The sequence below is a fragment of the Paenibacillus sp. FSL R7-0189 genome (assembly GCF_037969925.1).
In the GTDB taxonomy this organism is placed as follows: Bacteria; Bacillota; Bacilli; order Paenibacillales; family Paenibacillaceae; genus Paenibacillus_AQ; species Paenibacillus_AQ odorifer.
This window is the reverse complement of sequence record NZ_CP150223.1, coordinates 6,764,169-6,779,423: the sequence shown is the minus strand read 5'-3', so window position 1 is coordinate 6,779,423 and position 15,255 is coordinate 6,764,169. Positions and strand designations below refer to the sequence as shown.

Below are 15,255 nucleotides of genomic sequence, written 5' to 3'. Positions count from 1 at the left end.
ATTCGTAAGGAGCAAGAACGTTATGAAAAAGCAACAAAAAAACAGGATATATAGAACAATCACCGTCATTCTTTTAGTGACAACGTTGCTTGCTAGCCTTACTGCCTGTAAAGGGAGCAATGGGGTTAATTCTGTTGAACCTGAGCCGGGCGGATTTAACAAAGAAGGATTGCCGATAGTGGATAAGCCTGTGACGCTGAAAGTACTCACTGTCCGGTGGGTAAGCATGGGAGATTCTTTTACCGAGAATCAATGGCTCAAGGATTTGGAGAAGAACACGAATGTCAAAATCGAGTGGCAGGTGATGTCCTCCAATGATTGGAGTGAACGGAAGTCTATTATGCTGGCCAGCGGCACACTTCCAGATATCATTTTAGGGAGTCAGACCTTTGGAGATGCGGATATCGTCAATAATTTAAGCTTATTTCGGCCGCTAGATGATTATATTGAGCAAAACATGCCTAATCTCAAAGCAGCTATGGAAGAAACACCGGAAATGAAAAAAATCAGCACCTTTCCTGACGGGAAAATCTACTCGCTGCCTGCAAGATTACCCTCACGTCCTAAAAGCTCACGTCAGCCTGTGATTAATAAAACCTGGCTGGACAAATTGGGTTTGAAGGTACCGGATACGATAGACGATCTTTATAACGTGCTAAAAGCATTCAAAGAACAAGATCCGAATGGAAACGGAAAACAGGATGAGATTCCTTTTATCGAATTAAGTAATGATCTAATCAGTCCCTTCGGAATTGCAGATTTGAATAATAACTTCATGGTGGTCAAGGACGGAAATGCGGTTTATTACCCGATTTCAGAGGAATACAAAGAAGGGCTCAAATGGGAGAGCAAATTGTTTAAAGACGGATTACTTGATAAAGAAGTATTCACTCAAGACGAAACGATGAGATCGGCAAAGTTTCTAAATCCGGATGCCCCAATCGTAGGCTTCTCTTATCAGTGGACGCCAGACGCTATGTTTGGCAAATGGAGTGATCAATATGTGACCATTCCGCCAATTGCTGGACCAGACGGGAAGCGCTACACCGTTGGGAACCCGTATGGGATGAATCTGGAACGCAACGAGCTGTTGATCACCACATCCTGCAAGTATCCAGAAATTGCAGCACGCTGGGCGGATCAGTTCTATACCAATGAAGCCAGCATTCAGAATTTCTGGGGTGCCATTGGAACGGTGATTAAGAAAAATGACAACGGTACGTATACATTGATGGACCCTCCAACCGGCACCAGTGCGGATGCTTGGTATTGGGAACAGTCACTCCGGGATTTTGGGCCGAAATATGTAAGTCCAGCTTTTGAAAAGACCATCTTTCTAAATCCTAAAACCGGAGATGGACTGAAGCTACAACTCGATAAGCTGGGAAGTGACTACACAACACCACCTTTCCCCAACGTAATGTACACTGCAGAAGAGTTTCAGGAGCTGCCGACCTTGACCACCGATATTGATAGTTACGTCAATACAATGCGTGCTCAATTTATAATCTCAGGTGTTATTGACGAGCAGTGGGATGACTATGTGAAGCAGCTACGGGGGATGGGCCTCGAAAAGATGGTGAAAATTCGGACAGATGCTTTCAGCCGTTATATGGGCGTTGAATAACAAGAAATGAGGTTTTTACTTGATGGGAAATATAATGAAAGAGCCAACCCCTTTGGCGACCCAATTAAAGCTGCATTCTGAACCAGGCAGTAATGCTGACGCGATTATTCAGGGGGAGTGCTATCGGTTCACTGTCTTAACTCCGGAGCTTATCCGGATGGAATATAGTGAGGAAGGTTTTTTCGAAGATCGGGCGTCGCAGACCGTTGTGAATCGCAATTTCCCGGTTCCAGAGTTCAGCGTAATAGATCTGGGGAATAAACTTGAGTTGATAACGGAGCGTCTGCATTTAACTTATGACAAGCAGCCTTTCTCCCGGCATGGTCTCAATGTTCGGGTGAGAAACGAAGCGGGTCACCTAATGAGTGTCTGGAATTATGGAGATACAGTCCAAGATTTGGGAGGAACAGCACGTACCCTGGATAATGCAGATGGTGCCATTCCGCTGGAGCACGGACTACTTTCACGTGCGGGGTATACGTTAGTTGATGATAGCACCTCCCTAGTACTGGAAGAGGATGGACGGGTCGAGCTACGGGCGTTGGCTGGCCTCGATGTTTATTTTTTTGGATACGGTCATGATTATTTGCACTGCTTGAAGGATTTCTATCACCTTTGCGGTCGTACGCCCCTATTGCCACGTTATGCCCTTGGCAACTGGTGGAGCCGTTATTACCGATATTCAGAAGAAGAATACAAAGCGCTAATGGAGCGGTTTGAGCTCGAGCGAATTCCGTTTTCCGTCGCTGTTATAGATATGGATTGGCATCTCGTCGATATTGATCCGCAGTACGGCAGTGGTTGGACGGGTTATACCTGGAACCGGGAACTGTTTCCGGAGCCTCAAAGATTTTTGGCATGGCTGCATGAAAAAGGACTTCGAGTAACGCTCAACGTACATCCAGCAGACGGTGTACGAGCGTTTGAAGATCCTTATCTAGCCATTGCTGCGGAGATGGGTATGGACCCGGAAAAGGGTGATGCTGTAGAATTTGATATTACGGATCCGAATTTTTTGCGAGCATACTTTAAGTTTCTGCATCATCCGCTAGAGAATGAAGGTGTGGACTTCTGGTGGATTGATTGGCAGCAGGGTGGAGTGACTAAAGTACCGGGACTAGATCCGCTTTGGATGCTGAACCATTATCACTATCTGGATAGCGGCCGGCGAGGCAACCGGCAGATTACTTTCTCACGTTATGCAGGTCTTGGCAGCCATCGTTATCCTGTGGGCTTCTCTGGAGATACCATTGTCACTTGGGAGTCGCTGGATTTCCAGCCATACTTCACAGCCAACGCCGCTAACGTGGGATATGGTTGGTGGAGCCATGATATCGGGGGCCATATGAATGGTTATTTAGACGATGAGTTGGCAATGCGCTGGGTGCAATTCGGTGTGTTTTCGCCTATTCTGCGGTTACATAGTTCTGCTAGTGCCTTTAACAGCAAGGAGCCATGGCGATTCAATAAGATTGCGGAAGATGTGATGAAGGATTGCCTGCGTTTGCGGCATAGTTTACTTCCCTATCTGTACACGATGAATCGCTATGCCAGCCGCGATAGTCTTCCGCTAATCCGACCGATGTATTATCATCATGCGTTGTCGAATGAAGCCTATGAAGTGCCCAATGAATATTATTTCGGAACGGAACTTATTGCCTGTCCGATTACACAGCCGGTCAATCCAAAGGTAGGCGTTGCCGAATTTAAGGCTTGGTTACCTGAAGGGATTTGGATAGATTTTTTTAACGGAAGAGTGTACGACGGTGGCAGAAAGCTTTCTCTTTATCGCAATCTTGAGAATATCCCTGTATTAGCTAAAGCAGGTGCTATTGTGCCCATGGCAGATCTGACGCAATTCACCTCTTCAGTGGATAATCCGAGGCATATGGAGGTCCGTGTATTTGCGGGAGGAAGGGGTCATTTTCATCTCTGGGAGGATGAGGGCGATACTGCGGAGGATCAGGACGATCAATGGTGTGATACAGAAATGATCCTGGAAATGGGGGATAGAGCCAGCTTCAAGATTCTCTCTGCTCAGGGAAATACAAAGGTTGTGCCTGAGCGGCGATCATGGAAGTTGTCCTTTGTTGGTTTTGCTGATACGAAGGTACAGGTATTCGCTGGCGGCACAGAAATCGAAGCAAACATAGACTATGATGAGGCTACACATACGCTTACGATCATGATCTCGGATCAAGCGGTAGAGCATTCCTTGGAGGTAACGTTCACAGATGCCCGGATTGCGGTGAATTCCGTAGATGATGAGGTGTTCAGCCTTCTGAACCGTGCGCAAATTCTTTTCCAATTGAAAGAGCAAATTTACGATGTAGTCAAAGCAGCAGTAACGCCGATGGCGGCCCTGGCTTCTCTTGCCTCGTTGGATCTTGAACATACACTGTATGGAGCGTTATGTGAAATACTATCGGCAAGACTTTAAGCACTATTTCATTTAATTTAATAAAAAAGGAGGTTCTCTCTGTGCGCTGGCATAAAGAGAACCTCTTTTTTATTAGGAATGAACCGCTTCTACTTAATTAGCAGGGTTTGAATGGCATGAGCCGGAATCATGTTCTCAGCCAGTTCGTCATGGAAGCGCAGGGTGAATGGAAGCTCTTGCTCTGTGCGGTTCATAACGATAACAGCAATAGTGCCATCAGGGTTGCGGAAAGCTGTTGTTTCAAGCTTATCTGTATATTTAGAGAAACCAATACGTTTAGCACCCGGACGAATATATTTACTGAAGTGCCCGATGTAATAGAAAGAGCTCTCAAAAGTAATTTCATCGTTTTTGGTATCTCCGATAATTGGAGCATCGCAGTAATTTCCTACATGGTTAGGTCCACCTTGCTCATCCAAGACAATGTTCCAGTCCGTCCAGCTCGACATCCAGTTGTTCAGATTGCCAATGATATCATGTCCGTAACGTTCACCGGTGTTCCATGAGCCGAGATGAACGCCACCTTCTTGGCAGCCTTCGCTGAAGAACAGCTTTTTATCTGGGAAACGATCATGAACGGCAGAGAGGGCTTCGAAGTGATCACCGGAATACCAGTGAAAGCAGATTCCCCATATGTATTTGGACGCAACTTGATCTTCAAAAGCAACCTTAGCACGGTCATACACCCGTTCTTTATTATGATCCCAGATCATAACCTTTACATGGCTCAAGCCCGCTTGTTCCAGAGCAGGTCCCAAGTAGTCACGCACAAAATCCTTTTCTTCTTCGGCGGTATACAGGCAGGAATCCCATCTTTGTACAGCTTTGGCTTCATTCTGAACACTGACAGCCCAGATATCAATCCCTTCTGCAGCGTACGCCTCAATATATTTAACGAACATGTTAGCCCAAGCCTTACGATATTCAGGCTTAAGAGCTCCGCCTCCGTTCATTTGCCCGTTTGTCTTCATGAACGCTGGAGGACTCCATGGGGAAGAGAACAGACGGAAATCTTCACCTACAGCTGCGGCAGCATTTTTTATGAGGGGGATAACCGACTCGTGATCTCTGGAAATATCGAACGAACGTAGCTCCGCATCGCCTTCCTCTACATAAGCATAGTTGCCCAGTGAGAAGTCGCAGCTTTGGATATGTGAGCGGCAAAGGGTATATCCAATGCCGTGCTCAGGATGAAAATAAGCGTCGATGATTTCTTTTTGTTTAGCTGCACTAAGTTTAGCGATAGTAACGGCAGAGGACTCCGTAAGAGCTCCACCAAAGCCTTCAATTTCTTGATACTCCAGATCATCATAGATATTGATTAGCTCTGATTCGACTCCTGACGTATCGGGAAGGAAAATCAGAGGGTCCTTTTCTGTTAAACGATCCGTGGTTTCTTTAGCGGTTTGAATGACGCGAATAGTTTTACTCATAATGCTTGATAACCTCCTACATATGAATTCTGTCTTTATTATAGAAGGAGATTCACTGCACTTTGAAGAAACTATATGGCTAAGAACCTCAACAATCTGGTCATCGACTACTATAGAATGAGGAGCATATGCGATGGAAACAAACAGCGTTCAAATTAGTCTGTGTGGATTTATCCGCCATACTCAGCCTTTTCGGCAACTATATCGCAGTGGGTTGGATACCTATATCATCAGGCTGCAAGCAGAAGGGGAATGTGAAGTCCTTATCGATGGAGAAATGACTGCCGTAGTGCCGGGGGATCTATTGTTATTTAAGCCCTACGATATATATGATCTGAGAATCGGTGAAAAGAAAAGTCCTTTGGGACATAGTGTGGACTATTTTGTAATGTGTACAGGGGAATGGGTGGACCACTGGTGGAACCTGCGTGAGCGACCCAAAAAGGTTAGAATTGCGGATGATGGTAAGCTGCAAAGTATATGGCAACAGCTTGATCTGGAGAATAGAAGACTAGATGGGGGTAGCCCTGAAATACTTGAAGCACTATTTAAAGCTTTATGTTTGTTGTTAGATCGGGCTATGGAAGAGGCACCTGCATCATCTTCGGCTTCGCTTCTACACGGACTTAAAATGAAGAGTTATGTGGAGGAGCATGCTACTTCAGAGATCAGACTAAAGGACGTAGCTGCTCATGCTGGAATTAGTGTGACAAGGGCCGTACATTTATTCAAGATCCAATTCGGTTATTCTATTATGCAATATGCGGGGCAAATCCGGCTTGCGATGGCACTGAGATTAATGGACAATACCAATTACACCTTAGAGCGTATAGCAGAGGAGACGGGGTTTGGAAGTTACACCTATTTTCACAGGGTGTTTCGGGAGCGTTATGGTGTCTCGCCAGGTATCTATCGAAAGAGAGAGTAGAAGGTTTATCAGTAAAAAGAAGCTGCCCCATAAATCATAGAGTAGGACTCAGGGGCAACTCCTCGATTAGACGTTAATTATAGTAAGGCCAGCCAGCAGAATCCCATTCGAGATCACTGATTAACAATTTGGGTGCGCCATTCTCAGCGACACTGTAAGCATGGCGGACGATAACGTTGGTTCCGTATATATCCTGTCCACCAGGACCCGCCCAAAAACTGTTGCCGCTATCGATGACCGTAGCCCCGCCATTTTTCATATCGGTACCGTCCTTCGCATAGAAAGGCCCCAGTACGCTGGTTGAGCGTCCCACTGCAATTTTATAGGTGCTGTTTACGCCTGAGCAGCATTGGCCAATGGATACGAATAGATAATAATATCCGGTGTTTGGATTGTAAACCATGCTGGAGCCTTCAATCCCCCCGGATTTAGTCGCAATGCGATACGAGTTGCCCGTTGGCTTCATGGTTGTTTTGTTGATGGAGGTAATGTAAATCCCGTTGCTCCAGGAACCGAAGGTCATCCATAGGTTTCCGTTAGCATCTGCCGTAATGTTAGGATCAATGGCGTTATAATTGGAGGCGTCATTAGACGAGATAACGACACCTTGGTCCGTCCATTTTCCCCCGGAGATCGATTTAGTAGTTACTAAACCAATAGCAGACACTCTTGAGCCGAATGTGGAGATAGAATAATAGAGGTAATAGGTACCGTTATAGTAGAAAATTTCTGGGGCCCATACATCTAGCCCTTCTTGATTGGGAACGTAAGAGCTCCACCAGGAGGGTTTCGAGGTATAAATCGGGAGGGAGCGAATATAGTTAGTTCCATCGTTTGAAAACATCACTTGGAGACCTGATCCCGTGCTGAATACCCAATGTGTGTTCCCCTCTTTGATATATGAAGGGTCGTGTACGTTGGTATCTCCAGTCAGATTCCAGGTTGCTGCATAAGCTTGCGATCCTCCTGAGAAAACAGTTGTAAAAAGCATTAAAAAAGACAACAATAACAACCGATAACCTTGCCTACCTTTTTTCGCCATATTCCTTCTCCTTTTAGTTTAGATTTCCCTAAAGTGTTTCATTGTTTTGCGATTGATAACGCTTACATAATATCTTGTATTATTTCTCTAGTCAATGATTCTTTTGGATCAATAAAAAAGCAAATCTCAGCCATTGGAGACTTGCTTTTTTATATTTTTATAATAAATCTGTGATCGCTTGTTCAAATAATCTGACACTATTTTCCCAAGTCCATTTGCGCGAATATCTTTCCCCCTGCTCCGCTAATTTAGTTCTTAAGTTGGGATCACGTATTAAGCGGATGACATCTTCACCGAGCCGGTTCTCATATCGATAAGAGAGCAAACAGTTTTTCTTGTGATGGGCGTATTCCATATTCCCACCCGAATATACACAGACTAACGCTGCTCCACAACGCATGGCCTCAAGTCCCGGTAAAGAACCTGTATCAAAAATACTTGAGCTAACAAAAATATCCGCACCGTTATAGTGATAGCAGAGCTCCTCATCATTTGCTGGCGTAAAGAACCGATATTTGCCAGTAGCTTTCATTCTTTGGAGAATTTCTGAGGTGTTGAACTCGTCAGGCGGACTGATGAAGTTAATATTTACATCGGGATATTGGCTTTTTACGTAATCCAGCTGTTCTATAAGATAATCTTGCTCGCGGTGCCAGGAGAAGCCGCGTTCTGTTTTTCTTAATATAGCTGTTATGTTTAAAGGCTCTTGAAGACTGTGACGGATATTCATATTTTTAAAAGAGGAGCTAATGCCAATGGGCACGATACTGCCGGTGATGCCATGATTTAAAAAGATCAGCTCCTGCTGCCAACGTGATAAAACGATTAGATGCTCAGTGATGTGATAGGAGGGGAAGGAGCGTCCGTTATCCGGTAAAAAAGGAGGCTCATAACATAAAGATAAACGTACATGAACCCCTTTTCCTTGTTTGCTTGCTGCTTGGGCGATGGGGACAGTTGTATAATAATTAGAAACAATGACGTCTCCGGGAGGAAAGTCATGCTCGTGAATATTCATATGTGAGGAGCGGATTACGTTTGCGCGCACATCATAAGAAATAGCGCCATCCACAGGCAAGAGGAGGTTGACCTGATGGCCCAAATCTGTCAGCCCATTGGTGAGCTCTACCAGCATACGTTGTGCTCCGCCATGAGATAAGGTCAGAATAGGGAATGTGAATCTCATTGATAATCCCGTCCCTTCCAAGTTAGAGCTGTAATAGTGAAACAATATGATTCAATCGTTATGTTTCTTATTTTATTCAGCTCCTATAGAAAAGTACCATTTAACAAGTTTACAAACAAAAGTAGAAGGAAGAGGGATTAGTATGAGTGAAATCATTATCGAATGTATGAGAAGGCTCGATCAATCCTTGGGGTATGTGGAGCAAGCTGTAAATAAGCTATCGACCGAAGAGATATGGTTTCGTCCAAAGTCAAAAATGAATGCCATTGGTAACCTATGCCTGCATATTGCGGGCAGCGAATATCAGCATCTGGTCAGCGGAATCGGCAATAAGCCAATAGAAAGAGATAGACCTAATGAATTTTTGACCAGAGGCGGTTATTCATCACAGGAATTATTGCAGTATATGCTGAAGGTCAGGGAAGAAAGCCGTGAGGTGGTGGGCAATTTGACGAAGGCTGATCTAGAACGGGAGGTCACCATTAGTTTCCCTGAGGGGGCTGGAATGGAGAATTATACTTGGAGTATTCAAAAGATTATGATCGGAGCGGTAGAACATTATTCCTATCATACAGGTCAAATCGTATATGCCTCCAAATTGCTGCAGGCAGAGGATGATCATCTGCTCAATAACTGGAAACACTATTTTTGAGCATAGATAAAGCTGGGATAGATGCGCAGCTGCTGCTAACACCTATCCTCAGAAGTGGGTTTTTATTGTGTTATAGGAGCAAGCTTCTTCAGTAAAGCAACTGTATCATTAACCTCCAGATCCTTGATATCTTCTAATGACACATCGATCATTGGCTTATATTCTTGGAGTTTGCGCAGGAAAGCTTCGGTATGGAATAATCCGCTGCCTGCTTTTCCGTGGTATGCTTTTTCACCATCTTGATAGATATCTTTTAAATGCGCCAGAATGATACGATCGCCGAATAATCTGAAGGAATCATCGACAATTTGATCCTGCAAATGCGCAGCCGTGCCAATAAAATTACAAGGGTCCAATACAACACCTATACAGCTTGATGGGACTTCATCTAAGATGCGGCGCATCTTGTCTGGTGTAGAAAGTGTATGTGTGCAGACCCCTTCTAGTCCTAGAAAAACGCCCCATTTTTCAGCTTCCTCTGCAAGTTCTTCTATAGTTGCCCTTAACGTATCCCAGCCGATAGCTTCGTAATGGACCGGATCTTGTGCTTGAAAAGTAGTCAGCGCACCGGTCTCTGTTGCCACCATAGGTGCGCCGAATTGGCGGGCATAACGAAGATGCTCTTTAAAACGATTGATCTCAGCTCTCCGGATGACAGGATCCGGATGAACAGGGTTGATGTAACAGCCCAAAACACCGATACGTATTCCTGCTTTATCAAATTGTTCGCCAATATAGCTGGCAAGACCTGGACTTAGTTTACCGGTAGAAGTGTCGATGTCCTGAATGGCTTTGGATAATGCAAGCTGAACAAAATCGATATCATAATTCTGAAGGGTTGCAGTTAACGACTTGAGCGGCAGGCAGCCAAATGTGTGGGCTAGAGTTCCGTATCTGATGGGTAACCTCTCCTTTAATAGAGTAAGTATGAGTAATAACCTTCATAATAGTAACGCTTTCATAAGGATGCAAGTGATTTATCATTATCGCCGGTCAGGAAATTGATGATTTCAGTGTTGACTCTATCCGGTTGCTCATGATTAATGCCGTGTCCCGCACGGGGGATGACTTGGTAATGAAACTTTCCGTCCTCTAAAATATCTATGAAATCCTTTGATTGTTTTAATGCGTGTTCTCCTACTAAAAAATAGAGCTTATCTCTGACGGCAACTGCGGCGTTTCTATCGTATTTTTGAAGCTTATGAACAAACATAGCTTGTTGATTATGAGTGCGCATTAAAAGGATTAGATGAGCAGCTACTTCTGGGTGATTGTCAAATAAAGGGGAGTCAGGCGCACTTAACTTCTTCAGCACTTTCAGTAAATTGCGATCCGTGGGAACCAGAATCTCTGGGAACATCATCATTAGCGTTTGCAGCATGGCTTTGATTGGTGTGGTGACCATTCCGCCTTCCAAACAAATCACACGGTTCACTTTGTCCGGTTGCTTGGTCGCATAATTAAAAGCAATATAGGCGCCATTTGACACCCCTGCAATATTAAAGACGTCTATGCTCAGATGTTTGGCTATTTCATTAATCCATTCCACCTGCTCAAACTTTTGTTTATTAAAGTACGCATTAGGAATGCTTTTTCCGGGTCCGCCCAGAGTATCAATAGCGATGCAGTAAAAATGCCGCGATAATTCCTCGATGTTAAGGAGCCACATGACCGCCGAGTTATCACCAACGCCATGAAATAGAAATAAGGGGGGATTACTCTTTTGCCCGGTAAGGATACAATGCGTCAGCCCATATGTGGTTGGGAGATCGAGTTCTTCAAGAGGAATAGGCCACTGATCAACTAGCTGTTGGTAGGACTGCCACACTTGTTCTTTCGCCTTGGCATTCTTAAAGCTATTTACCATCACAAACCTCCTTAGTGAAAAATACAACATCTGTATCTTATTCCAATAAGTATACTACGAGAGTGCGGAAGGAGGGGCGAGAAATAGAAACATTCCTGTGAAAAGTGGGGGAGCAGAAGGTGATTAGAGGGTGAGTAGATGGTGATTAGATTAGATAGATTAGTTTAGATACCTGTTGCTTGATCACCTAGTAGTCACTAGGAGCCAGATAAGTGTATTTCATACAACTAAATTGCTACTTTACTCTCACTTCGGTGATATAGATGTACTTTGTACAACTATATCTCTCGTAATTAGCTGATTTAGCTAAATTGGGCGAATTTAATTGCACAAAGTACACTTAATACATTAGGCGTGAGCATTGAAGTATATTTTAGTTGTAGATTGTGCAATTAAATAATGCATGCCGGTCTTTTTTGCGGTAAATTTTTGATAGGGAAGTTATTAATAACGTTCTAGGGGGGGATTATTATGCTTGTTGAGCTAAAGGAAGCTAGCATTTCAGATGGACGCGATATTTTTGAGATGATTGTGGAGATAGGTCCGGGGGAAAATGGATTCGTCAACAATGGATTTGATCTGGCTTTCAGTCAATTTCCTGATTTCATCCGGGAGAGGATAGCACTTTCACAAGGTGATAATCTTCCACCACAGTATGTAGCACAGACCAACTACTGGCTACTGATTGACTCCTATCCCGTTGGTGTCGGAAAATTAAGACATTCCTTAAATGATCAATTGAGGAAGTCAGGTGGACACATTGGCTATAGTATCAGACCCAGTGAGAGAGGAAGAGGTTATGGTACGATTTTTTTGGCAGAGCTGTTAAAAAAAGCTGCGGACATGGAGATTGATAAGGTCATGCTGACTTGTGAGCCGGACAATATATCTTCGAGAAAGGTTATTGAAGCGAACAAAGGAAAACTACATGGCATTAAGGATGAAAAATGTAACTACTGGATCACCTTAAGCTGGTTTGAAAAATAGTGGAGGAGTTGCCAAGAGGCAGCTCTTTTTTGTTATTCACGAGGTTATTGTAGTTTATCCAATGTAGATTCGTCTAAAATGTGAAAATAATTTAAAATTTTGTTGAAAGCGCTCTATTCAAACACAAACAAATAGTTTAAAATCAAAACAAACAAAAATAAACAAAAAAACAAACATTCAAAAACGGAGGTATTCACAAATGGTACAAAACTTATGGGATTCATCTCGGGAAACGAAATTAAACGGGGGATTGGATGCTTTAGTGTTCCGCTCTAATCTGCTGGGAGAAGATCGCCGAGTCTGTAACTTTGGCGGAGGGAATACCTCCAGCAAAACGATAGAATTGGATTTTCGCGGGCGTGAGGTAGAAGTAATGTGGGTGAAGGGCAGTGGTTCTGACCTTGCTACAATGAAAGCAGGCAATTTTACCGGACTAAGGCTTCAGGATATTGCCCCGTTATTTGAACGTGATGAAATGCCAGATGAAGAGATGGTAGCTTATCTCGCAAATTGTATGATTGACCCTAAACATCCGCGTGCTTCCATCGAGACGTTGCTGCATGCGTTTTTACCTTTCAAACATGTGGATCATACGCATCCAGATGCCATTATCAGCTTATGCTGTGCGCATAACGGTAAGGAAATTGCCCGTGAGATTTATGGGGATCGTTTCGTATGGGTGCCTTACATCCGTCCAGGCTTCACTTTATCCAAAATGATTGCCGAAGGTGTGCTCGCAAACCCGAAAGCTGAATTAGTGCTGATGGAGAAACACGGTCTCGTGACTTGGGGGGATACACCTGAATCTTGTTATGACAAAACAATCTCCATAATTAACGAAGCGGAAAGTTATATTGAAGAAAGAATTGAAGATCAGAACCTATTTGGCGGCCGCAAATCAGAAGCACTTCCAGAAGCAGAGCGACGGGCTGTAGCGGCCGCAGTGATGCCACTGATCAGAGGCGCAGTTAGCGATGAGCGTAAAATGATTTTGACCTTCGATGATGCGGAGGATGTGCTGCGTTTCGTAGGAGGGGCTGACTCGGAGAAGTTATCTGATGTAGGCGCAGCTTGTCCGGATCATTTGGTACATACCAAAATGAAGCCGCTTTTTGTTGCGTGGGAGCCAAACACCAATGATATCGATGGCTTGAAGGCGAAGCTGAGCGAAGCGATTAGCGCTTATAAGGAGCAGTACAAAGCATACTTCGACCGTAATAAACATGAGGGCGATGTAATGTTCGAGGCTGCGCCACGTGTGATCCTGATTCCTGGCGTGGGCATGATCAACTCAGGTAAAAGCTGGAGCAATTCTAAGATCAGCGGAGCCTTGTATCACCGGGCGATTGCTGTTATGCGCGGAGCTACTGCACTGGGAGATTTCGTCTCTCTTAGTGAGAATGAATCGTACAATGTGGAATATTGGCCCCTGGAATTATATAAATTATCACTGGCTCCGGCAGAAGCGGAGTTCTCCCGTAAAGTTGCCTTTATTACAGGTGGTGCCGGGGGAATTGGGAGTGAGACGGCTCGTCGTTTAGTATCAGAAGGGGCGCATATTGTATTGGCAGACCTCAATCTGGAAGGTGCACAAAAAGTAGCGGAAGAGATTAACGCTAAGTATGGTGAAAATCGTGCATTCGCCGTTAAAATGGACGTAACTCAGGAAGAGCAGGTAACCGCAGCATATGCGGAGACAGCACTTTTTTATGGCGGGGTCGACATTATCGTTAATAATGCTGGGCTTGCAACCTCCAGTCCGTTTGATGAGACTTCATTAAAAGAGTGGAACTTGAATATTTCTGTACTGGGCACAGGATATTTCCTCGTTGCACGCGAAGCTTTTAAAGTGATGAAGGAGCAAAAAATCGGTGGCAGCATGGTGTTCATCGGCTCCAAAAATTCTATTTTTGCAGGAAAAAGCGTTTCGGCTTACAGTTCTGCCAAGGCGCTCGAAGCCCATCTGGCCCGCTGTATAGCAGCTGAAGGCGGAGAGTTTGGCATCCGTGCCAATACGATTCTGCCCGATGCAATTTTACAGGGATCAGCCATCTGGAATTCGAACTGGCGTAATGAACGGGCGGCTGCTTACGGGATTGAGCCGGATCAATTAGAGGAGCATTACCGTAAACGCACGACGCTGCTAGTTAATATTTATCCGCGTGATATTGCCGAAGGCGTTGCTTTTTTTGCTTCTTCCAAGTCAGAGAAAACTACGGGTTGTATGCTGACAATCGACGGTGGAGTGCCAGCAGCTTTTACTAGATAAGAGGTAGCTTGAATATAGATAGGGATAACGGAGGGAAATCATGCTGATTGCAGACAGATATGAACGAATCGTAGAACTAGTGAATGAACGCGGCAGCATCCGTGTCTCAGAATTGAGTACATTATGCCAAGTGACGGAAGAAACCATTCGCCGCGATCTGGATCGATTGGAAAAAGCGGGGCGGTTGCTGCGTTCGCATGGCGGAGCAGTTAGCCTGCGTGACCGGCAACCGGAGACCCCTTATGCCGAACGAGAAATCATGAATGCAGCGGAGAAACAGCGGATTGCCCGTGAGGCGGTAATGATGATTAAGCCGGGCGATCGAATTCTGCTGGATGCCAGTACAACGGCTTGGTATATGGCTTCGCATTTGCCGGATATGCCGCTTACTGTGTTGACCAATTCTACTAGAGTGGCAGCAGAGTTAAGCGGGAAGGAGCGGATCGAGGTCTTTTCTACAGGCGGACAGCTGAGCCGCAGATCAATGTCCTATGTTGGTCATTTAGCAGAACGTTCGCTTGAATTGTATTACGTGGATAAGATGTTTTTTTCCTGCAAAGGATTTCATCTCGAACGTGGCGCTAGTGAATCAAATGAGCTGCAAGCTATGGTGAAACGAAAGATGATTTCTATAGCGGAGCAAGTGATCTTATTATGTGATTCCAGTAAATTTGGAATACAAGCGTTCACACATTTTGCGGCTCCTAGTGATGTGGATGTCCTAATAACGGATTACAACCCTGTTGGAGAACAAATGAAGCAGTTGCAGAAGCTGAACATCGCAATAACGACGGTGTAGTAAATAGTTGTGCAGGAGGTGAAGG

12 protein-coding genes are annotated in these 15,255 nt (G+C 44.6%); 7 read left to right on the top strand and 5 right to left on the bottom strand.

Going from position 1 to position 15,255, the window contains the following annotated elements; translation table 11 throughout:
• Nucleotides 1-22: 22 nt before the first annotated feature.
• Together MKY63_RS30020 and MKY63_RS30015 are read left to right on the top strand one after the other, a co-directional pair.
• Nucleotides 23-1,627, top strand: a complete 1,605-nt coding sequence (locus MKY63_RS30020; RefSeq protein WP_076193823.1) for an extracellular solute-binding protein — start codon at nt 23-25, stop codon at nt 1,625-1,627.
• Between the two features lie 22 nt (nt 1,628-1,649).
• Complete coding sequence (locus tag MKY63_RS30015; RefSeq protein ID WP_339810881.1) at nt 1,650-4,067, top strand: TIM-barrel domain-containing protein; 2,418 nt, start codon at nt 1,650-1,652, stop codon at nt 4,065-4,067.
• 89 nt (nt 4,068-4,156) lie between these two features.
• Here MKY63_RS30015 and MKY63_RS30010 read toward each other — a convergent pair whose 3' ends face one another.
• A complete protein-coding gene (locus tag MKY63_RS30010) occupies nt 4,157-5,500 on the bottom strand; it encodes a glycoside hydrolase family 30 protein (RefSeq protein WP_339810878.1) in 1,344 nt (447 codons plus the stop codon).
• Nucleotides 5,501-5,633: 133 nt separating this feature from the next.
• On the opposite strand from MKY63_RS30010, the gene MKY63_RS30005 reads away from it, so the two are divergent.
• A complete protein-coding gene (locus MKY63_RS30005) occupies nt 5,634-6,428 on the top strand; it encodes a helix-turn-helix domain-containing protein (RefSeq protein WP_036689756.1) in 795 nt (264 codons plus the stop codon).
• Between the two features lie 73 nt (nt 6,429-6,501).
• Here MKY63_RS30005 and MKY63_RS30000 read toward each other — a convergent pair whose 3' ends face one another.
• The gene (locus MKY63_RS30000; protein ID WP_036689758.1) at nt 6,502-7,470 is read right to left on the bottom strand and encodes a glycoside hydrolase family 43 protein; all 969 of its coding nucleotides are present in this window, start codon (nt 7,468-7,470) and stop codon (nt 6,502-6,504) included.
• 157 nt (nt 7,471-7,627) lie between these two features.
• Nucleotides 7,628-8,656, bottom strand: a complete 1,029-nt coding sequence (locus MKY63_RS29995; protein ID WP_036689759.1) for a glycosyltransferase family 4 protein — start codon at nt 8,654-8,656, stop codon at nt 7,628-7,630.
• Between the two features lie 142 nt (nt 8,657-8,798).
• Between MKY63_RS29995 and MKY63_RS29990 the strand changes: the two genes are divergently transcribed.
• On the top strand, nt 8,799-9,308 hold the full coding sequence (locus MKY63_RS29990) for a DinB family protein (protein WP_076214450.1): 510 nt from the start codon (nt 8,799-8,801) through the stop codon (nt 9,306-9,308).
• 62 nt (nt 9,309-9,370) lie between these two features.
• On the opposite strand, the gene MKY63_RS29985 is transcribed toward MKY63_RS29990, so the two are convergent.
• Both MKY63_RS29985 and MKY63_RS29980 read right to left on the bottom strand, forming a co-directional pair.
• Nucleotides 9,371-10,087, bottom strand: a complete 717-nt coding sequence (locus MKY63_RS29985; protein ID WP_254924566.1) for a sugar phosphate isomerase/epimerase family protein — start codon at nt 10,085-10,087, stop codon at nt 9,371-9,373.
• A 179-nt stretch (nt 10,088-10,266) separates the two neighbouring features.
• Nucleotides 10,267-11,175 carry an alpha/beta hydrolase gene (locus tag MKY63_RS29980; protein WP_076100760.1) on the bottom strand — a complete coding sequence of 303 codons (909 nt, stop codon included), beginning with the start codon at nt 11,173-11,175 and terminating at the stop codon, nt 10,267-10,269.
• A 471-nt stretch (nt 11,176-11,646) separates the two neighbouring features.
• Between MKY63_RS29980 and MKY63_RS29975 the strand changes: the two genes are divergently transcribed.
• The 3 genes from MKY63_RS29975 (at nt 11,647) to MKY63_RS29965 (ending at nt 15,230) form a co-directional block, all read left to right on the top strand.
• Nucleotides 11,647-12,162: a GNAT family N-acetyltransferase gene (locus MKY63_RS29975; RefSeq protein ID WP_076317010.1), complete on the top strand. Its 516-nt coding sequence runs from the start codon at nt 11,647-11,649 to the stop codon at nt 12,160-12,162.
• Between the two features lie 199 nt (nt 12,163-12,361).
• On the top strand, nt 12,362-14,431 hold the full coding sequence (locus MKY63_RS29970) for a bifunctional aldolase/short-chain dehydrogenase (protein WP_076317009.1): 2,070 nt from the start codon (nt 12,362-12,364) through the stop codon (nt 14,429-14,431).
• A 40-nt stretch (nt 14,432-14,471) separates the two neighbouring features.
• Nucleotides 14,472-15,230, top strand: coding sequence for a DeoR/GlpR family DNA-binding transcription regulator (locus MKY63_RS29965; protein WP_076317008.1), 759 nt, complete (start codon nt 14,472-14,474; stop codon nt 15,228-15,230).
• Nucleotides 15,231-15,255: the final 25 nt, after the last annotated feature.